Source organism: Streptococcus sp. OMI870, from assembly GCF_047460295.1.
In the GTDB taxonomy this organism is placed as follows: Bacteria; Bacillota; Bacilli; order Lactobacillales; family Streptococcaceae; genus Streptococcus.
In genome coordinates this window covers 1-20618 of record NZ_JASHGM010000004.1, presented here as the reverse complement: position 1 = coordinate 20618, position 20618 = coordinate 1, and the positions used below count along the sequence as shown (strand labels likewise).

Below are 20618 nucleotides of genomic sequence, written 5' to 3'. Positions count from 1 at the left end.
TATCTCCTTTATTCATCTTGAATGGTTATCGTATAGGTCACTCCATGGTGAGGTTGGGAGAAGACTTGGATATGGTAGCGATCTCCAAAATAGAGTAGCATGCGTTCATGAACATTGATAATTCCGATGGACTGCCGCCCACTCTTTTCTTCGATTTCTGAGCGTGGATTGCGATTGGCTAGTATCTCTTGAATGCTTTCTAGCTGTTCTTCTTCCATCCCGCGCCCATTATCAGTAACTAGAATCATGACTTGCCCTTCTCCTTGCAAGACTTTGACACTAATCACATTGTCCTTGCGTTTGTGGTCCACCCCATGGGCAAAATAGTTCTCAACCAAAGGCTGGATGGTGAATTTTGGAATCTTCATCTTTTCCAAGCCTGGATCGATCTTAAAGCCATAGGCAATCGATTTTGGATAACGCACCATACAGAGGTAGCTGTATTTGCGACAAAATTCGAGCTCATTGTCAACTGTCGTCACTCGCTCATCTGAGATATTATTGCGCAAGAGACTACTAAACTCATAAATAATATCACCCAACTCTTCTTGCTCTTGCATGACGGCATACATGCGGATAAATTCCAGTGTATTGTACATGAAGTGGGGATTGATCTGGGCTTGTAGTGCCCGCATATTGGCATCTTTTTGGCTGAGCTGCAGCTGGTAGATATCCCGAATATTCTTATCCATATTGTCTAACATGGTATTGATCATATTACCAATAACCAGCAGTTCTTGGTCCTTGGTCGAGGTATCAATCCGTCGTTCACTATCGCCTTGACTGATCAGATTCATGGTATCGACCAAATCGAGGACTTGACGCCGGTAATTTTTGAAAATCTGACCTAATAACAAGTAAAGGATCAAGAAAATCAGGAAAGCAATGGAGAGAAAAGTGGTCAAGTTAGCTAGACCCTTCTTGACCAGATAACTTTCAGAAACAGCTACATCCACCTTGTAGCCATAGATCGTGCTACGGGTTTGCCATTTAACATCTTTTGATTGCTCCTTATCCCCTTCATGGTACATCTCTTTCCCAAAGGGAGTGAAGATCCGTACAGCGATCGGAAGATCGCCTCTGGCATTGTCAATCGCTGCTGTCAATATTTCTTGGTCCAAAGTCAAATAAGCAATCCCAATTCCCGCACCCGTGGTCGGATCTGTCAAAGGAACAGGGATGGCGGTCGCAGGAGCCTGGTAATGATCTGCCGAGACCTGTTTGCCACCTTTGGATTGCCGCGTAGAGACAAAAACTGTCTTGTAGTCAGACAAGGTGATATCGATCCCCTCGATATTTTTATTGCTCAAATAGAGGCTATCAATATTCTTATGTAGGGACAATTGGATATAAGAAGGGAATTGGGCATTCAGCCGCCAGGTCTCATACTCCGATGGTGACAAGGTAAAATAGCGATAAAGCCCTTCTAATTTTGCAGGATTTTCAACAAGACTACGCCCTTCTTGGGTAACCCGTTGGTAAGAGGTCTCAAGATCCGTCACGACTTCTGTCAAGACCCGTTGGGCGATCCGATCAGCTTCCGCTTGTTGGTTTTTCCAAGAGATCCCTGCTACGACCAGACCCATAATGGTCAAAATGACTACCATAACATAGGCATAGAATTTTAAAAGCGTACTTAACCAGATTTTTTTCATCGTTAGGGTACCAATTTTTCGTGAATACTTTGATAAACAGGATCAAAGATATCATTGACAAAGAAATGCCAGACGCCGATCAAGACAAAAAAGAGAAGGGCGGGCATATAGTAACTGATAACCCCCAGTAAGGCTGTTCCAAGAATCAGCTTGAGAATCGGACGAATGTCTAACAACATTCCGATCAAACTGAGCTTAATACTATTGACATAAGAGAGATCGAAATGAACTTGCAATTTCAAATAAACGGCGTAAGCTAGAGGCGCAACCAAAAGGAAAACCAGATTAAACAAGAGAACCAAAATTTGGAAGAAATTCAAGTGAGGAATCTGGATCATGAGATACATGCCATAGATTAGCACTCCTTCAACAGCGAAAAAGGAGTAAAAGACTTGATTGGCTGGTACAAAATTTTCTTTGAACAATTCCCAAGTGCGTGACCAATGGTAGTCTTTGTAGGTCATACCATTTTCCGCATAGAGGCTCATGACAGTAGCACCGGCTGCTCCCACTCCAAAAAGGACTCCTCCACAAATCGTCAAGATCCAAAAAATCCCTGTTACCAGCATGGCAACGTAGACTCTCGTAAATATGAGCTCGATCATTTTCCCCATCGTTCAACCTCTTTTCCTATTCGTCATTCTATTATATCATAACTATAAAACGTTTTCACACACTTACAATGGTACTCTAACATTTTAATTTTCATTTACATGATTCATTTTCATAAGGAAACAAAAAGACTCTGGAGATCCCTCCAAAGCCTTTTTACACGACCTGTTTCTTATTTTTTAGAAGCAAGGTATTCGTCGTATTGTTTTTGCATTTCGTCAAGCACTTTTTGGTAAGCACCTTCTGATTTCAATTTTTCAAGCATCTTAGGAACTTCTACTTCAGGATCCACAGTACCAGTATTGATCGCACCTGCGAATTGGTTCAAAGTATTTGTAAGAGCAGTGATTTCTGATTTCACATTATCTGTGTTAAAGATGAAACCTAATGCTGGAGATTCTTTTGCAGTTTCCAAGTCTTTCTTAGATTGTGCAATTTGTTCATCCGTTACATTTTCGTTGATGTAAAGAATCCAGTTGTTACCTGTGTTCCATCCAGACATGTGAGTGTTTCCGTTGTAGCCATCCAAGACTTTCACACGGTTTTCTTTACCGTCAACTTTTTCCCAGTTCTTGCCTTCTGGTCCGTACACAAGACCATTCAAGAGTTCTGGGTTTGTATTCAAGAGGTTCAACACTTCCATCGCTTTTTCTTTGTTCTTAGAGTTGTTTGAGATAACAAAGTTAGCTACTTGAGTGGTGTTGTTCTTCTTGTAAAGTTCAGTAAATGGTTTGATATCAATCTTACGGTTTGCTACACGAGTAAGCAAGCTGTTACCGTAGTCAGCTGGCCCTACTGTTTCTTCACGAACCAACCAAGTATCTTGAGAAAGGTCATAACCAGTATCGCTTGTTGCTACGTCTTTTGGAATGTATCCTGCTTCGTAGTATTTGTGAAGAGTCTTCAAGTTTTCTACATAACGAGGGATTGTGTAACGGTCCACGATCTTCGTAGTGTCACCTTTCAAGTCAACAACGAATGGAAGTCCATCAACAGCCACATAGTCGAAGTCATCTGAAGGTCCACCGTAACTCTTGTTCATTGCAAATGGAACAACGTTTGGATCTTTTTCTTTAATGGCTTTCAAGACTGGTTCAAGAGAAGCATAGTCTTTCACGTTTGAGATGTCGATACCATATTTTTCAACAAGTGGTCCGTTGAAGGCAAAGTTTTGAGAAGATGCAACGTTGGCTGCTACTGGAACAGCATAGATCTTGCCGTTTACAGTGTTTCCTTTGATATAAGCTGGGTCAAGCGCTTTATAAAGGTCTTTTCCTTCTTTCTTGTACAACTCTGTCAAGTCAGCGTAAGCACCTTTTTGAGCATTGATCACGTAGTTATTGGCAAAGGCAATATCATAGTTTTCACCAGATGAGATGATGACGTTCATTTTTTGTGCGTAGTCACCCCAACCAAGATATTGGATATCCAATTTTGCGCCAACTTTCTTTTCAATGATCTTGTTGGCATTTTCTAACAAGGTATCCAAGTTATCTGGTTTGTCACCGATTTGGTACATCTTGATGATTGGTTTACCATCTTCTGTTGTTGCTGATTTCTTGTTGTTCCCTGTAAGGTTCCCACAAGCAGCAAGAGTAGCTCCAAGAGCAATGACACTAGCAGATGCTAACGCGTATTTTTTCCAATTTTTCATAAGAAAAATCTCCTTTATGTTATTTTCTTTATAGACTAAGTTATGAGTTGAAAATCATGTTGATTTTCGATTGTTTTCCTATTCTTTCACACCACCGATGGTCAAGCCTTTTACAAAGTAGCGTTGGAAGAATGGATAGAGAATGGCAATTGGCACTGTTGCCACAACCACCATGGCCATACGTCCTGTTTCCCGTGGGATGGATTGTACAGCTCCTGCCAATTGGCCGGATACCCCGACATTTTTAGCGATGTAATCCATATTGTTTTGGATTTGCATCAAGAGGTATTGCAATGGGTAAAGGTTGTCACTCTTAATATAGAGAAGGGCGTTGAACCAGTCGTTCCAGAATCCTAAAGCGGTGAAGAGACTAATAGTCGCAATACCTGGGAGAGACAATGGTAAGCAGATTTGGAAGAAGATCCGTGTTTCACTTGCCCCATCGATCCGAGCAGATTCCAGAATGGCTTCCGGAATGGTCCGTTTAAAGAAGGTCCGCATCAAGATGATGTTAAATGGGCTGAGCAACATTGGGATAATCAAAGCCCCGATGGTATCACCTAACTGCAAGAGTTGAGTGGTAACAATGTAGCTTGGTACCAACCCTGCACTAAAGAGCATGCTAAGGAGTGAAAATACGGTAAAAAACTTGCGGTATTTAAAGGTCGTCCGTGAGATCGCATAAGCATAGGTTGTTGTGATAAAGACATTACATGCTGTACCCACAATGGTCACAAACAAGGTAATGAAGAGGGCTTGCAAGATTTTTTCTTTAAACTGTACCAAGAAAAGGTAGCCGTCAAATCCAAATTTTGCTGGCCAGAATTGGAAACCATGGACTGCCAAACTTTGTTCGTCTGTCAAAGAGATCATGACAACAAAGATGAAGGGAAGCACACAGGTCAAGCCGACTAGGGTCAACAATAAAGTGAAGAAAAAGTTGCTCTTCTTACTGAAAGAATGGATCCCGACATTATCAATTTTTTCTTTTTGAATGGTTGATTTTTTCATACGATCCTCCTTTCTAGAAGAGAGCAGCATTCTTATCAATGCGACGGGCAATGATATTTGAGATTAACACAAGAACCAGACCGACAACTGATTGGTAAAGCCCTGCTGCTGCAGTCATCCCGATATCCCCTGACTTGGTCAAACCGTTGTAGACATAGACATCTATAACGTTGGTCACACTATAGAGTGCTCCAGCATTGTGTGGGATTTGGTAGAAAAGACCGAAGTCTGCGCGGAAGATATTTCCGACTGCAAGAATGGTCAAGACTGTAATCAAGGAAGACAACTGAGGAATGGTGATGTTGCGAATGCGTTGCCACTTAGAGGCACCATCCACGGTCGCTGCTTCATAGAAGGTTGGATCGATTCCCATGATGGTCGCATAGTACATGACACTGCTATAACCAAAGCCTTTCCATATCCCTAGGAAGAGCAGAAGCGCTGGCCAGATCCACAATTCCGAGTAGAAATTGATGGCTTTCATGCCAAATGAAGTTAAGATGTGGTTGACCAATCCTTTGTCTACATTTAGGAAGGCATCGGTGAAGAAGCTGATGATAACCCATGATAGGAAATATGGGAAGAGCATGGAGGTTTGAAGCACCTTGACCACTCTTTTTGATCTCAACTCACTAAAGATGATGGCGATCCCAACGGAAACAATCAATCCTAGGAAGATAAAGCCTAAGTTGTACAATACCGTGTTTCTTGTAATAATGTAGGCATCTTTGGAACTAAAGAGGAACTTGAAGTTGTCAAAACCAACCCACTTACTCTTCATAACACTGTCGACGAAGCCTTCTCCTGTGATATGATAGTCCTTAAATGCTACGATATTCCCAAAAACCGGGATATAGAAGAATAAGATTAACCACGCTGCACCAGGTAAGACCATTAAAAGAAAAATGAAATTTTCTCTCAGAGTTCTCACAAACTTTTTCATCTAACTCCCCCCTTTGAGTCTTGAGCGTGTTTATGCATTGATAGCGTTTACATCACTTATTATAAGATAGCCCCTTTCGATTTTCAAACTCCTAATTATAGAAAAAATTCTACAAATTTATGACATAGATTTAAAAAAGGAGTAGAAAAGGGCGATCGTAAACACAGCTCCTCTTTTACTCCTATCGACCGTGGATGAGACTTCTGTCATCCAACTTGGCATTTTTTAGGTCGTATAAATAGTCGAAGCTGTCGCAATAGTATGCCACTGGTTAGCTGTCGTTGCGGCGAAGTCCTTATCTCCGTAGAAATCATTAAATGACAAGATGTCTACTTCTAGTTCGTCGATACGAGAAATTTCACCTGCAAGGTAGGTTTCAATGCGGCTTTCTGCGCGCTTGATCCGTTGCAAGAGGCCTCCCATACGAATGTCTACTGTATCCAAGCCAAAGACCTTATTCTCTTTCAGCCATTGGTCGCTAAAGAGATTGTGGAAGGTTTCGATCTGGCTTCTGAGTTTTGGCAGTTCTTCTCGAGTAATTTGTTGCAAGCTCTCTTTATCGCCTGCATGATAGGCTTGACGAATGCGTCGTCCCACATCCACCTTGCTACTTAAAATAGCATTCAACTGAGCCTGAGTCTCAAAGAGATAAGCATAGACGCCTGCTTTTTCTTTAATAGCAGCAAGAGTCTCAGCTGCTTGGGCAAAGTGGGGTTTATCCTGTTCAGGAGTCATGTGCTTGTCAAGGATTGGACAGAGGACATCCTGATAAAAGACATAACGGTTAGGATTGATCCCACTGAGATTATCTGGTAGGTCTGGCAAGAGATTGGCCAGATCCAGCTGCATGAAGTCCTCAACGGATAGGCCTGTATTGGTCTTGAAGTGGGCAGATAGACGCTCTAAATCATTGCGGTAGCTAAGCTCCGCCCAGATTTGTAAGCTTGGCAGGATAGAAAACTGGGCTGTTTCCCCACCATTGTCCCCCCAACCAGTTGCAATCACTTCTTTGATGTTATTGGCACGGCAAGCTTTATTGGCTTCGACTGCAATGAGACGGCTGAAATGGTTGTGTGGTGTAAAACCAATCCACTTCCAAGCTCCACCTGCAAAAGCGATATCCTGGCTAATCTTGTGGTGATTACGGAAGTTACGATTGTATTTTTCTTCGCTATCCTGATAATAATCCCAGTAAACCAAGGTCACACGGTCTTTGAGACGGTCTAAGTAAACACGAGTTTCTTCTGGAATTTCGACATCACGGTCGTACTGGCCATCTGCTGACATGAGTTTGAAGAACATATCGCTCCACATCTGGCAGTGGAAACCATACTTGTCTGCAATATCCAGCACGCGCTCCAAATGTTGGCACATGAGGAGGCTACGGTCCACAACACCGTTTAAGATGAGGTAGCGTCCCAAACCAACCAAGTGAGCTTCGTCCATGCCGATATTGACCTTGCGTGTTTGTAGTTTAGACAAAGTAGCAAACATGCCGTCGATTAGGTCGTAAACTTTTTCTTCGCCGATGAGGAGAATGTCCTCTACATCACGAAGTTGCTGGACTTCTTTGACCCCCCATTTGACAAAGGCCGACAAGTGGGCTAATGTCTGGATACAAGGAACAAAAGTCATGTCAAACTGCTGGGCATAGGCTTCAATTTCCTGTAACTCTTCAGCAGCATAAGCTCCACGGAAATAACCAAAGTAAGGTTGCCCCTCGATTTGATAGGTGTCTTCCATGTAGAGCTCAAAGGTTGAATAACCCATGAGAACCAAGACTTCAATCATCTGCTTGGCAGATGCGACATTTAGAACCGCATTACGGGAACAGTCCGCCATATAGGCTAAATCTTCATAGGCTGCTTGCTCCTCAATCTCCACCTTATCACCTTCTTCTAAAGCTGTTGCGAGAACAGACAAGGCGCGATAGAGTTGGTGAGGTTTGCGATAAGTCAATTGATATTCTCCACCCTCACCCTTGATAGAGATAGAAGCTTGGTCAGACTGAGCAACCGCCACTTCTACATCTGGTAGAGAAATGTGCTTTTGAAGTAAGTCTATAGCTTTCTGTTGTTTACTGCTAATTCCAATAAAACTTACCATTGCTTTTCCTCCTGTAACCAGTTGACAAGGGCACCGTAGAGATTGGCATCTGCCTGATAGGTGCAGGCTTGGATCACTGGCGCAATTGTATACTCTTCATATCTTTCCACAAAGACGTCTACCGCTTTTTGCACCCCTTTGATAAAATCTGGGTTCTGACTGATAGAGCCACCTAGGCTAATGACATCTGGGTCGATTAGATACTGGATATTGAGCAAGCCTTGAGCTAGATTACGATTCATCCGCTCAATGGCTTCTTGGCAAAGGGCATTACCTGCTGCAGCCTCTTGATAAACCTTACGGCCATCCCAGTCTGACTGACCTGATTTTTCAATCACATAACGAACCATGTTTCCTGTAGAAGCTAGTTGTGACCAGTTATTGAGTTTTTCTGCTGGTTCGATAGTTGTCATGTAACCAAACTCTCCAACCAAGCCATGGCGACCACGGTGAATTTTGCCATTGATAATCATGGCCCCACCAATCCCTGTGCCAATGACAACACAGGCTGCATTTTCAATCTCAGGATGAGCTAGCAGTTCACTCAGTCCAACACAGTTGGCATCATTTTCTAGATGGACAGGTAGCTGGTGATGAGCAAGGGCCTCATACCAAGAAAAACCATGGATATAAGGAATGGCACTAATCCCCTCAATCACACCTGTTTCTTGATTGACCGCTCCTGGAACACTCATAGCAATCCCACGATAGTCCTGTTCTGACAAGCGTTGGTCCAACCAAGCCAATAAATCTTCTAGAGTTTCTGGAGTTGGGGTGCTGGTCTTATCTAAAATCTTTCCATCAGGAGTTAGACTAGCAAACTTAATGCCAGTCCCTCCGATATCAATCGTTGCAATGGTCATTGCTTTCACCTGCAAAAAGGAGCGAATCAGCAGTTGGTTCTTACTTTTTCGCTCCTCCTTTCTGTTTATGTTTTCTTTTTGAAATTAAATTTCTTCTTTTTTGATCAATTCTGTACGAATTTCTTGTGGTGCTAATAGTCCTGAATGGACTGGATATGGGCGTTCCAACAAGTCAAGAATGGTTTGTTGTTTTTCAGACACACGGACATTTTCTTGACTCATGTTGTAATAACGAAGGACGTAGCCTTCTTCATTTTCAGCAACTTTAAAGGCTGTTGGGCATACTTGCGGCAAGTTCAGTGCCGGATGGTTAAAGAGACTTCCCGTTGCTGCAACGCTACCCTCTTGTTTTGCAACTTGAAGAGCTGTAAATGACACCTGGAAGGCTTTGGCACGACGGAAAGCTGAAAAACGATCCTGAGCTTGGTGGCACTCTACTGCAAACTCAACTTCGATAGCTCGCAAGCACTGAGCTTCCGGTGTTGGGAAGTAGCCCCAGTCACCTAGCTCACCTGAAGCACGCAGAAGGGTTACTGCGATTGTGTCGTCTCCAAGGATTTCGTATTCGTGCAATCCTTTGTTAGCTACTGTCACTCCTTTGACATCATCATACAAGCTGACAAAGGCTTGTTGGTGTTGTGGATTTTCAGGATTTTCCCAAGAAGCTGCTGGTTTATTTGGCCGTGTCACAACTTCATAGATGCTTTCCGAGTCATTGCTTGGACGAGTGTTATGAGTCTTCACCAAGAGACGAATACGGTGATCCTTAGCAGTATTGGTAAAGCTCGTCTTGAAGCGAATTTGCGGGTCATCCACAAAGACGGTCATCACTGTTTCAAGAGGGATGGTTGTCACCTCTTCTGAACGACCTGCATCTCGGTTCATAAACTCAATAATGCCTCTTTGCTCCGCATCCAATTTTTCATCTGCACTGACTGGAATGGTTAAGTCATGCTTGAGCAAGATTTTGGCATAACGAGCATTGTTTTCCAAGATTTCATGGCTTTTCAGCTCCGCATAGATTGGCTCGGTTCCTTTTGGTTGGAAGTAAATATACTCATTTCCAATATCCCCACGATCCTCGAATTGGATGAAGTCTTCGTAAGCTTCGTTAGTCGTCTTATCGTAAAGGGTCAAGCCATCATCAATACTGAGAGTTACGAATGGTGTATCGAGAACCCCATTTTGGTAAATCCCATCATGATGGGAAGCTTTTCCTTCCAGAAGCTGGAAGGTGGTCCAAGAAAGAGGTGATAGGTGAACTGGAACCGTCACGCGCACTTGACGCGCAATATAGGGTTGGCGAAATTTATCCTTAGGTAAGGTATAGCCAAAGCTTGCCCCCAAGTCTTCAATCTCAGCTTCTACAAGATGCCCATCTAAATCCTCTACATGATAGTCTGGCAAGGTCAAAGCGGCCATTTTCTTGAAGCCTTCTGTCGGGTGCAATTCCTTAAATGGACAAACCGCTACATCGACAATCGTACTGACGGTATCCACCTTATCATGCAAGCCAGTGTTCATAACCGTAAAGAGATGCTCGCTCTGGGCTTTTTGAGTCGCGAGTTTCTCTTTCCATTCATTGAGGAGGTTGGTCTTGACAAAGTTTCCGACTTGATTGACCTTAGCGAAACGAACTTCCATTTCACGGTGAACATCATCCACGCTACATCCACAAATACTATCGTGTGGCGCATTTTGTAAGAGCGTCTTCCAGGCATAGGTCAATTGATCCTTGTGGTTATGTCCACCAGTGATGATGGTCAAAGGTTCCACCACTTGCTCGAGTAAGTTGCTGTTTTCTTGGAAGGCTTGCTTGAGATAAATCCGAGAAGAAGACGTATTTGCCAGTGTGTACCAACCATCGGTTTCCTGGCTGGTCAATTCTCCCGTAACCGTTGATAACTGTTCAGGAAGCGCACTTTCCACTGCTTGCACGTAGTCATCAAAGGAACTGTGAATAAAGGTCACGTCAGGGAAGAGTTCGTTGGCCACACGAATGGCTTCACTCAAGTTTCGTTGAACCGGTTGGTGGTCACAACCATTCATCATCAACCATTGGTTGGTCGATGCATAGTCACGAACATCTGCCAATTTTTGTTTCCAGAAAGCCAAAGCTTCATCTTTATCTACTGGAATTTCATTCCCATTACTGTACCAGTTGGCAAAGAGAATGCCCAGTACACGGCTACCATCTGCCCCTTGCCAGTACATTTCAGAAAATTGAGAAGTAAATTGCTCATCTCCAAGAACTTGGTTGTCAAATCCAATTGGCTTGACACCACGCCCAAAGGCCGCTACGTGAATCCCTGATTTTTGAAGGATTTGAGGAGCTTGCCCCATATTTCCAAAGGTGTCTGGGAAGTAACCGATCTGAGTGGATTTGCCCCATTTGGCACATTCCGCTTGTCCAATCAAGGTATTGCGAACATTGGCTTCACTGGAAATCAAGTAATCATCCTGCAAGATATAGAAGGGTCCAATCTTGAGTTTGCCTTCGTCGATATAACGCTGCACCTTGTCACGGTTTTCAGGGCGAATTTCTAAATAGTCATCGAGGACAATGGTTTGTCCATCTAGGTGGAAGCTCTTGAACTCAGGATCATTTTCAAAAAGATCAAACAGATTGTCAAACAGTTCCACCAATTGCATGCGGTGGCTTTCAAAAGGTAGATACCACTCACGATCCCAGTGGCTATGAGAGATGATATGTACAACAACATTTTCCATGAGTAAAACCTCATTCTAACTTAAAAATATATTTGTGATTCTTTCCTAGAATCTGTCGAGCGACAGCTCATTAGCGAATATCCAAGTAATCCAAGACCAACTCGCAGAACATCATGTTGGCCCATGAGAACCATTCACGCGAGTATTTAGTTGGATCGTCCACGTGGAAACTTTCGTGCATGACACCCGTTCCTCCATCGCAGGCAACCAACTGATCGAGCAAGAATTTCTTCTCTGCCTTATCCGTCGTTGTCAATCCTTGGATGGATAAAGCAATCGGCCAAATATAGCGATAAAAGGTATGGGAACTTCCCAGCCCACTTGCGTACTTCCCTTCATAGAAGTAAGGATTTTCAGGGCTCAAAATGGTGCGACGAGTAGCTTGGTAGACTTCATCGTTGACATCACAGTAACCCAGATAGGGAGCAGCTAACAAACTTGGTACGTTAGGGTCATCCATGATGCTAGCATTTCCTAGACCATCCACTTCAAAGGCATAAATCTTTTCATCCTTGCTATTAGTCGTGTAGGCGTAGTTTTCGATCCCTTCTTGAATCTCAGCTTGGAGGCGTTTGGCATCAGCAATCATGCTTTCACTATCAGCTAGATTCAATGTAGCAAAGATTTCTTGGACATAACCTAAGACAACGACTGCAAACATATTTGACGGAATCAAGTAGCTATATTGACAACAATCATCACTCGGACGAAAGGCTGACCAGGTCATTCCTGTCACGGCAAAGTCGGGACCAAAACCATCATTTACCAAAGTGTCTTCCTTACGATCAGTATCCCGAACAAAGCGATAAGGAGAGTTCTTGTGGTCTTGCTCCACCGTCCAGAGATGAAGGATCTCCTTGGTCGCCGTAACAAACGTTTCATCAAACTGGCTAGTCTCACCAGTTTCTTTCCACAGAAGATAAGCTAACTGCAAGGGATAGCAAAGCGAATCCACTTCATACTTGCGTTCCCAAATCCAGCCATTGAGATCTGTATGGTCTGTTTCGTGGTGACCCTTCCAGTTTTCCTCAATATTAAAAGAGTTAGCATAGGGATCCTTGAGGATCAATGTCATCTGACGTTTGACCAGACCTGCAATGGTCTGACGCAAGAGAGGGTCTCTTTTAGCCACATGAAGGTATGGTCTAAGCTGAGCAGTCGAGTCACGCAACCACATAGCTGGGATGTCCCCTGTCAACACAAAAGTTGAGCCATCTTCTAAGATTTCAACTGTATTGTCTAAAGTGTCTGTATAGCAACGCTCAAAGACATCCACCCATTCAGGATAATCCTTAGCACGTTCTGCTACTTGATCCAACCATTCTCTAACGATTTCTTTTGAATAGGTCATTTATTTTCCTCACACGTATCGATTCTTTCCTATTCAGTATAAAAGATTTCAGATGGGAAATACATACGCAAACTATAGCCCTTTTTCTACAAAATTTTCCATTTGATAAAAACGCTATCATATTTGACAACGCTTTGATACAATGAAGAAAATACCACTGCGTGTTCAAAGAAAAACACAGACCATTTAAGGTTGATGAAGAAAAAGGAGACAAGATGCACACAACTTGCCAGACCATCGATACCCGCTGGGGAAGTGATAATCATCCCCACTATTCGCACGGAAACACCCTCCCTTATACCGGAGTCCCTTTTGGAATGAATTACTTCCTTCCCCAGACGACACACGAACAAGGAGCTTGGTTTTTCAACCCCAATCTCCCTATTTTTCAGGGTTTTCGTCTCACCCACCAGCCTAGTCCTTGGATAGGAGACTACGCTTGGTGCCTTATCACTCCCATCACAGGAGAAGTTACAAGTTCCGACCTCTTCCGGCGTCAAAGCAGTTATTCGATGAAAGAAGCCGTTTTCCAGCCCCACTACCTCCGTATTTTTTCGGAACGTTATCAGATTCAAAGCGAGCTGGTTCCAAGCCGCTACGGGGCTGTCCTGCGCTTTCGAGCACCAGAAAAGTTGACTCTCTGCTTTCATGCAGCAAATGAACTAGAGGATTTGACCCTTACAGACCACACCTGTCACTTCCGCATTCTGGATCAGGCCCATACAGCAGATACTTCCTACTCTTTCTATCTCCAGTGGCAATTTAGCCAGCCGATCGAGAACGTCACTCACATCGATCAAGATCTTTTTCTCACCTTTGCTAGCAAGGAAGTGACCGTCCAATTAGGAAGTTCTTATCTGTCCCAAGACATGGCTCACAGCCATCTTCCCAACCTTTCCCTAGAGGAAGCTAAAAAAGAAGCAGCCGATCAATGGAATCAGCTACTAAAACGAATTGAAGTGAAAGATAACGGAGGGTGTGATCAAGCCTTTTTCGACCATTGCCTGTACCGACTCCTCCTTTTTCCTCAAACCTTTTATGAAACAGATACCAAGGGGAATGACTGGCACCTAGATATCGCCCATAATGAAATCAAATCAGGAAAAGCTTATACGAATGTCGGTTTTTGGGACCTCTTTCGAACGTCTTTTCCGCTCTTTAGTCTTGTCTATCCCGATTACTACCGTCACTTTCTCGAAGGATTTTTAAACACGTACAAGGATACCGGTTTTCTACCAAAATGGTTGGCTCCAGATGAACGAGGGATGATGCCAGGCACTCTCATTGATGGAGTCTTTGCAGATGCTGTCACAAAAGGGATCGCACCAGACCTACATGAAAACATGCTCACAGCCATGCTCCAGACAGCCCAAAAAACGGATCCCACGCAACATTTTGGTCGCCATGGCAATAAAACCTACAAAGGACTTGGCTACCTACCTGAAGATTTTCACGAAAGTGTTAGCCACAGCCTCGATTATGCTTATAGTGATTTTTGCATTGCCACCGTCGCCAAGCAATTGGGGCATGCAGAAACAGCCGCTCAGTATGCTGCTTCCAGCCTCTCCTACCGAACATTGTACGATGCCCAAACGGGTTTCATGAGAGCGCGATCCACCAATGGAAACTTTAAAGAGCCCTTCTCTCCTACCAGCTGGGGAGGAGATTATGCAGAATGCTCTGCAACCCAGGCTACTTTTGGAGCCTTACACGACCTCTCTGGCCTGATAGAGCTAATGGGCGGTAAAAAAGCCTTCACCCAACGACTACTGGATTTAGCCAATCAAAAACCTCAATTTGACGTAAGAGGATATGGCTATGAAATCCACGAAATGAGTGAGATGGCCCAAGCCCCATTTGGGCAGATCGCCATCTCCAATCAACCCAGTTTTCACATTCCCTACCTCTTCCGCCACAGCCTTCACCCCGAATATACCAATCTCCTTATCCACCAGATCCGATCCCAAGCTTTCCATCAAGATTTCCAAGCCTATCCAGGTGATGAGGACAACGGTAGCCTATCTGCTTGGTACATCTGGTCGGTCCTTGGACTCTACCCAACCTGCCCAGGAAAACCAATCTATGATCTAGGGCTCCCTCTCTTTAAAGAAGTTCTTCTCCATCTTCCAAACCATGAGCTCAAAATTTGCGCTAACTCCCATACTACAGGTGCCTATTTTATCCAAAAAGCCCGATTAGATGGCAAAGCGCAGCAAGAGATTTCCCACCAAGATCTCCTTGAAGCCCAGCTGCTTCAGTTCGATCTTTCTTGGCTCCCCCCACATCCATAAAAAAAGTCGTCTGAAAGCAGACGACTTTTTTCTATTATTCATCTCCTACATGATAGTAGATCGATCCTTGTTCCCCAAAACTAGCGATTCCAACACCAGACCACAAGCGGTTCTTAGAGGCATCGGATGTATCCTTAAAAACAACTTGCCCTTGATCATCGACCTGATCACCAATGGTTACTCCCGCAGGAATATACTCCAACAAGAAGCCACCATCACGACCACCATAAATGCCTTCAGATGCTGTTCCATAATCTGTCAAAGAAGCTCCATAGCCCTCTAACTCTTGTGAGACCAACCCTTTGTCATTAAAGACTAACTTGTTTCCTTTATCATCTTGCCAGACACCAGCAATACTACTGTAATCTCCATTGGCAATAGCCTCTAGATCCATTTTCTTCACTTCTTTTTTCTCTTCTTTTTCTTCTTTGTCTTTCGCTTCTGAACGAGAAGCATCCGTCTTTTTCACTTCAGAAGAGGCATTCGTTTGACTAGAAGAAGTGGTTGATTTCTTGCTCGCACCTTGCTGTGAACAAGCCACCAATAAGACCACACTGAAAAGACTCACAAGAATAGCACCAACTTTTTTCATTTAACATTCCCCATACATTTTTTTAGTTTAAAGCCCTCTCATTGTAACGTATTTTCAAACATTTGACAAGCTCTACTTCCTATTTCTGATCAAAAAAAGACCGGGATACAAAATCCCAGCCTCTCTTTTGGCGCTTGCTCTTAGTGAGCCAGCATTTCCTGTGCCACTTCTAAACCAGATAAGTTGGAAGGATAATAAGTTGGCCAATTTTCCAACTCATCGTAAAGCGCTTCTTGACTCTCTCCTCCATGGAAAATATGGAAGTGAGCTGCCTTAACAGGGGTGATTTCATGGTCACTAAATTGAACATACTTGAAGTCTCCCGCATCACTCTCCTTGGCTTCAAAGAGATAACGAACTCCACGATTCCCCTTCTTATAAGTCAAAATGTGCTTACCTACGTATTTATAGGTATATTTCTTAGAAGATCCTTTTTGATAAAACTCCATTGAATCCTTATCAATCTTAATCCGATCAATATCTGTTTGGTAACCCTTGGTATAATATTCCTTATACTCAGCAGCAGTCATGGTTGGGTTTAGTTTTGCCTTATAATCAAAGACCTGATCCAAGGTTCCATCTTGCAAGAATGGATAAACCGATTGCCAATCACCTGCATAATTTTCTAAGCTACGATCCTTCACTTGATTATCCTCGAAATAGCCCTTTTGAACCGTCTTAGTTTCTTCCTCATGTTCCGGTTGAATATCCTTACCAGCTTGGGATGTGGTTTTCTCCAGTGCCTTCAGATTCTCCTTCATGACAGAAACGTAGTCTTCGCCATCTTTCATTTCTTGATCCGTCAGGCTTTCCAAAGGATTTAAGACAGCCAACTCAACACCAGCTTCAGAAGACAAGGTTTTCGCCAGGGACTTCGAAGCATTTTCCTCAAAGTAAATCACCTTGATCTCATTTTTCTTGATGTACTCTGTCAATTCACGCAATCGTGCAGCAGAAGGCTCACTATCAGGTGAAATCCCTGAAATGGCCACCTGGTTTAAGCCATAATCCAAGGCCAAGTAACGGAAAGCCGCGTGTTGGGTCACAAAATTCTTTTGCTTCGCATCTTTCAAGCCATCCTGATACGCTTGATCCAAAGCCTGTAACTTCTTCAAATAAGCTTGCGCATTTTTCTCAAACGTCTTTTTCTTATCTGGATAAGCTGCGACCAACTGATCGCGAATCGACTCTACCATCTTCATGGCACGATGTGGAGAGAGCCAAAGGTGAGGATCATATTCATGATGGTGTTCTTCGCCCCCTTCGTGTTCATGTTCCTCTTCTAATCCAGGAAGCAAGACCATGCCCTTGGTAGCATCGATCACTTTGGTTTTCTTATCCTTCATTGATTTTAAAAGGTTTGGAACCCACGTTTCCATGTTTTCATTCTCATAGACGAAAACATCCGAATCTTGAATCATAGCCCGCCCCTTAGCAGACAATTCATATTCATGGGGCTCTGATCCCGCTCCAATGAGCAGGTCTACCGTTCCTTCATCTCCAACAATATTTTTTGTAAAATCATAAACAGGATAAAAAGTGGTCATCACTTTTAATTTCCCATTTTGACTCTGACTTTTGCCACAAGCTGACAAGATAAGGGCAAAAGCCACCAACAACATTAAACCTATTTTTTTAAATTTCATATTTACTTCCTCCAACGTGATCCAAGATTCACAAGCAAGAACAAGGCCACAAATAAGAGCGTGATGCTGGCACTCGCTGGTGTATCTGCAATATAAGACAAAATCAACCCACTAAACATCCCGATAAAGCCAATGATGACTGCAATCAGCATAACCCCACGGAAGTTCTTCCCTAATTTCAGCGCAATACTAGCCGGCAAGACCATGATGGTCGAAACCAATAAAGACCCTGCTGCAGGAATCATCAAGGCGATAGCAATCCCTGTCACCACATTAAATAAGATAGACATGGTCCGAACAGGCAGGCCATCTACAAAGGCCGTATCTTCATCAAAGGTCAAAATATACATAGGCCGCAAGAATAAGGCCGTCAGCACTAATACAACGAAAGCAATCACAAACAAGGCGATCACCTGTTCATCCGTAATGGTTAGGGTAGAACCAAACAAATACTGATCCAAACTCATGGAGCTCTTCCCACCACCCCGCATCAGGACCAAAGCTAGGGCAAGACCTGTGGACATTAAAATTGCCGTCCCGATCTCCATAAAGTCCTTGAATAAGGTCCGCAAATACTCAAGAAAAACCGCAGCAATAATGACAATGATCATGGTTGAGAGCGTTGGAGAGATCCCAAGGAAAAGTCCAAAAGCGACACCCGCAAGAGAGACGTGACTTAACGTATCACTCATCAGACTCTGCCGTCTTAAAATCAAGAAAATCCCTAATACAGGAGAAAAAAGACTCATCGCAACCATAGCCAACAAGGCCCGCTGCATAAAATCATACTGGAATAAATCAAGCATGGTCACCCTCCCCTTCAGTATCATGGACGTTAAAACATCTCCAAGGAGAGCTTTGGTCTCGAACCAAATGAATATTCCGATCCGCAAATTGGTTAACCTCTTCAGGATCATGCGTAATCATCAAAACAGATTTTTGATGGTGATGCGCACTGTGATGCATCAACTCATAAAAATCACTCTTTGTCGTCGCATCCATTCCTGTCGTGGGTTCATCTAAAACAAAGATATCCGGATCTGAAGCAAACATCCGAGCAATGACAGCCCGCTGTTTCTGACCACCAGACAAAGAACCAATCGCCCGATCCTTGAACTCCAGCATACCAACAGATTCTAAACTCTTCAGAATATGTTTTTCATCGTGCTCATTCAACTTTCGAAACCATCCTTTACGAGGGTACCGACCTGACTTCACAAATTCATAGACCGTACTTGGAAACCCTGCATTAAAACTGGCAATCTGTTGTGGCAAATAAGCAATTCTTAATTTCTTTCCCTTCAAATTGGTCTTAGAAATCTCAACAGTCCCAACCTTGGGCTGTAAAATGCCAAGACTAGCCTTAATCAAGGTTGACTTAGCAGCCCCATTCTCCCCGGTCAAGGTGACAAACTCCCCACTATCTAAGTAGTAATTGATCCCTTCCAGAACCGGTTCTCGATCATAATAGAACGATAAATTTGAAACCGTAATATACCTCAAACTATAACTCCTCTTCCAATAAATCTAAAAAGCGCGAAATAACCCCTTGCTCATTCTTAGTAAACTTCGACAAAACATTCTCATAAGTGTGAAGGGTATGCTGATGGTGGTGCTGATGCTCTACAGCAATCGGCTTACCAATCTCAGTTAAGCGGTAATAGAGAACCCGTGCATCATTTTCATCGCGATAAGTCTCCAGCATCCCCTGACTTAATAAGGGCTTCACAGCCTTCGTGATCGCTGCCTGACTAACATTCAATTTCTTTGCTAAGACAGAATTGGTTAGAGCTTCATCAGCAACCAACATCAAGATATGTTCCTGAGTGTTCGTTAAAGAAACACCACTAGTACAAGAACCAACTAAAATCTCATGCTGATTCTCAGATAACAATAAAATAGAATTTAAAAAACGATCAATTTTGTTTGCAACTTCAGACAAAATAAACTCCTTCTAATTCACAAGCAGAAACTTTACCGGTTCACAAGCAGAAACTTTACCGGTTAATTATATCATAAAAAAGAAAAAAAACAAACAAAAAAAGGAGTAAAAACTCCTTTTATAATCTATACCGGCGGCCGGGGTCGAACCGGCACGTCCTTGCGGACACTGGATTTTGAGTCCAGCGCGTCTGCCAATTCCGCCACGCCGGCATAAATTTAACTGGGGTAGCTGGATTCGAACCAACGCATGAGGGAGTCAAAGTCCCTTGCCTTACCGCTTGGCTATACCCCAATAATACAAATAATAAATAGGCGAGTGATGGGGATCGAACCCACGCATGCCAGAGCCACAATCTGGTGTGTTAACCACTTCACCACACCCGCCATAATTATTAACACGGGCAGTAGGAATTGAACCCACACTGAAGGTTTTGGAGACCTTAGTTCTACCTTTAAACTATGCCCGTAAAGGATGGAAGGGGAGGGATTCGAACCCCCGAACCCGAAGGAGCGGATTTACAGTCCGCCGCGTTTAGCCTCTTCGCTACCCTTCCTAATTATAAATGTAATGGCGCGAGACGGAATCGAACCGCCGACACATGGAGCTTCAATCCATTGCTCTACCAACTGAGCTACCGAGCCAAATTGCGGGAGCAGGATTTGAACCTACGACCTTCGGGTTATGAGCCCGACGAGCTACCGAGCTGCTCCATCCCGCGATAATATTAAGGAGGATGTGGGATTCGAACCCACGCACGCTTTTACACGCCTGACGGTTTTCAAGACCGTTCCCTTCAGCCGGACTTGGGTAATCCTCCAAAAATATAGTCCGTACGGGATTCGAACCCGTGTTACCGCCGTGAAAAGGCGGTGTCTTAACCCCTTGACCAACGGACCATAATCTTATAATGGGCACGAGTGGACTCGAACCACCGACCTCACGCTTATCAGGCGTGCGCTCTAACCACCTGAGCTACGCGCCCAAGTTAAAAACTTGGTATATTTGAACATATGTTCAAAGCGGGTGACGAGAATCGAACTCGCGACAACAGCTTGGAAGGCTGTAGTTTTACCACTAAACTACACCCGCTTATATGGGAGTTAACGGGATCGAACCGCTGACCCTCTGCTTGTAAGGCAGATGCTCTCCCAGCTGAGCTAAACTCCCAAATGAGCCTAGATCTCTCTAGACTCAATCTCTTGCTAAGCGACTACCTTAT

14 protein-coding genes, 12 tRNA genes and 2 pseudogenes are annotated in these 20618 nt (G+C 43.6%); 2 read left to right on the top strand and 26 right to left on the bottom strand.

Features of this window, described 5'->3' with window-relative positions; all coding sequences use genetic code 11:
• Window positions 1-8: 8 nt before the first annotated feature.
• From QM968_RS07480 to QM968_RS07440, 9 genes are all read right to left on the bottom strand, one after another.
• Entirely contained in the window at window positions 9-1655 is a 1647-nt protein-coding gene (locus tag QM968_RS07480; protein WP_414383310.1) for a histidine kinase, read from the bottom strand.
• 2 nt (window positions 1656-1657) lie between these two features.
• Entirely contained in the window at window positions 1658-2269 is a 612-nt protein-coding gene (locus QM968_RS07475; RefSeq protein ID WP_414383308.1) for a DUF624 domain-containing protein, read from the bottom strand.
• A 170-nt stretch (window positions 2270-2439) separates the two neighbouring features.
• Window positions 2440-3921: an ABC transporter substrate-binding protein gene (locus QM968_RS07470; protein WP_009732050.1), complete on the bottom strand. Its 1482-nt coding sequence runs from the start codon at window positions 3919-3921 to the stop codon at window positions 2440-2442.
• 78 nt (window positions 3922-3999) lie between these two features.
• Window positions 4000-4932, bottom strand: a complete 933-nt coding sequence (locus QM968_RS07465; RefSeq protein WP_414326365.1) for a carbohydrate ABC transporter permease — start codon at window positions 4930-4932, stop codon at window positions 4000-4002.
• Between the two features lie 13 nt (window positions 4933-4945).
• The gene (locus tag QM968_RS07460; protein WP_414326367.1) at window positions 4946-5875 is read right to left on the bottom strand and encodes an ABC transporter permease; all 930 of its coding nucleotides are present in this window, start codon (window positions 5873-5875) and stop codon (window positions 4946-4948) included.
• A 225-nt stretch (window positions 5876-6100) separates the two neighbouring features.
• Window positions 6101-7981, bottom strand: a complete 1881-nt coding sequence (locus QM968_RS07455) for a beta-N-acetylhexosaminidase (protein ID WP_414383306.1) — start codon at window positions 7979-7981, stop codon at window positions 6101-6103.
• Complete coding sequence (locus QM968_RS07450) at window positions 7975-8844, bottom strand: ROK family protein (protein WP_414383304.1); 870 nt, start codon at window positions 8842-8844, stop codon at window positions 7975-7977. Before QM968_RS07450 ends, QM968_RS07455 begins: the two co-directional genes overlap by 7 nt.
• A gap of 84 nt (window positions 8845-8928) precedes the next feature.
• Window positions 8929-11574, bottom strand: a complete 2646-nt coding sequence (locus QM968_RS07445; RefSeq protein ID WP_414383302.1) for an alpha-mannosidase — start codon at window positions 11572-11574, stop codon at window positions 8929-8931.
• 70 nt (window positions 11575-11644) lie between these two features.
• Window positions 11645-12925 (bottom strand): glycoside hydrolase family 125 protein, encoded by a 1281-nt coding sequence (locus tag QM968_RS07440; protein WP_414383300.1) that lies wholly within the window; start codon window positions 12923-12925, stop codon window positions 11645-11647.
• A 215-nt stretch (window positions 12926-13140) separates the two neighbouring features.
• Here QM968_RS07440 and QM968_RS07435 point away from each other — a divergent pair.
• Window positions 13141-13713, top strand: a pseudogene (locus QM968_RS07435) (alpha-mannosidase); the annotation flags it as partial.
• A gap of 33 nt (window positions 13714-13746) precedes the next feature.
• Window positions 13747-15216 (top strand): annotated as a pseudogene (locus QM968_RS07430) (GH92 family glycosyl hydrolase); the annotation flags it as partial.
• Between the two features lie 34 nt (window positions 15217-15250).
• On the opposite strand, the gene QM968_RS07425 reads toward QM968_RS07430, so the two are convergent.
• From QM968_RS07425 to QM968_RS07345, 17 genes are all read right to left on the bottom strand, one after another.
• Entirely contained in the window at window positions 15251-15808 is a 558-nt protein-coding gene (locus QM968_RS07425) for a DUF6287 domain-containing protein (RefSeq protein ID WP_414383298.1), read from the bottom strand.
• Window positions 15809-15948: 140 nt separating this feature from the next.
• The gene (locus QM968_RS07420; RefSeq protein ID WP_414383296.1) at window positions 15949-17454 is read right to left on the bottom strand and encodes a zinc ABC transporter substrate-binding protein AdcA; all 1506 of its coding nucleotides are present in this window, start codon (window positions 17452-17454) and stop codon (window positions 15949-15951) included.
• A gap of 2 nt (window positions 17455-17456) precedes the next feature.
• The gene (locus QM968_RS07415) at window positions 17457-18260 is read right to left on the bottom strand and encodes a metal ABC transporter permease (protein ID WP_414383294.1); all 804 of its coding nucleotides are present in this window, start codon (window positions 18258-18260) and stop codon (window positions 17457-17459) included.
• A complete protein-coding gene (locus QM968_RS07410) occupies window positions 18253-18957 on the bottom strand; it encodes a metal ABC transporter ATP-binding protein (protein WP_414383292.1) in 705 nt (234 codons plus the stop codon). Before QM968_RS07410 ends, QM968_RS07415 begins: the two co-directional genes overlap by 8 nt.
• 1 nt (window position 18958) lies before the next feature.
• A complete protein-coding gene (locus QM968_RS07405) occupies window positions 18959-19396 on the bottom strand; it encodes a zinc-dependent MarR family transcriptional regulator (protein ID WP_414383291.1) in 438 nt (145 codons plus the stop codon).
• A 128-nt stretch (window positions 19397-19524) separates the two neighbouring features.
• Window positions 19525-19608 (bottom strand) — tRNA-Leu (locus QM968_RS07400).
• 10 nt (window positions 19609-19618) lie between these two features.
• Window positions 19619-19690: transfer RNA gene (locus QM968_RS07395), tRNA-Gln, on the bottom strand.
• Between the two features lie 19 nt (window positions 19691-19709).
• Window positions 19710-19782: transfer RNA gene (locus QM968_RS07390), tRNA-His, on the bottom strand.
• 12 nt (window positions 19783-19794) lie between these two features.
• Window positions 19795-19865: transfer RNA gene (locus QM968_RS07385), tRNA-Trp, on the bottom strand.
• 6 nt (window positions 19866-19871) lie between these two features.
• Window positions 19872-19952 (bottom strand) — tRNA-Tyr (locus QM968_RS07380).
• Between the two features lie 15 nt (window positions 19953-19967).
• Window positions 19968-20040, bottom strand: a tRNA-Phe gene (locus QM968_RS07375).
• Between the two features lie 3 nt (window positions 20041-20043).
• Window positions 20044-20117, bottom strand: a tRNA-Met gene (locus tag QM968_RS07370).
• 9 nt (window positions 20118-20126) lie between these two features.
• Window positions 20127-20216 (bottom strand) — tRNA-Ser (locus QM968_RS07365).
• A 7-nt stretch (window positions 20217-20223) separates the two neighbouring features.
• Window positions 20224-20295 (bottom strand) — tRNA-Glu (locus QM968_RS07360).
• Between the two features lie 12 nt (window positions 20296-20307).
• Window positions 20308-20381 (bottom strand) — tRNA-Ile (locus QM968_RS07355).
• 36 nt (window positions 20382-20417) lie between these two features.
• Window positions 20418-20488: transfer RNA gene (locus QM968_RS07350), tRNA-Gly, on the bottom strand.
• A 5-nt stretch (window positions 20489-20493) separates the two neighbouring features.
• A tRNA-Val gene (locus tag QM968_RS07345) sits at window positions 20494-20566 on the bottom strand.
• Window positions 20567-20618: the final 52 nt, after the last annotated feature.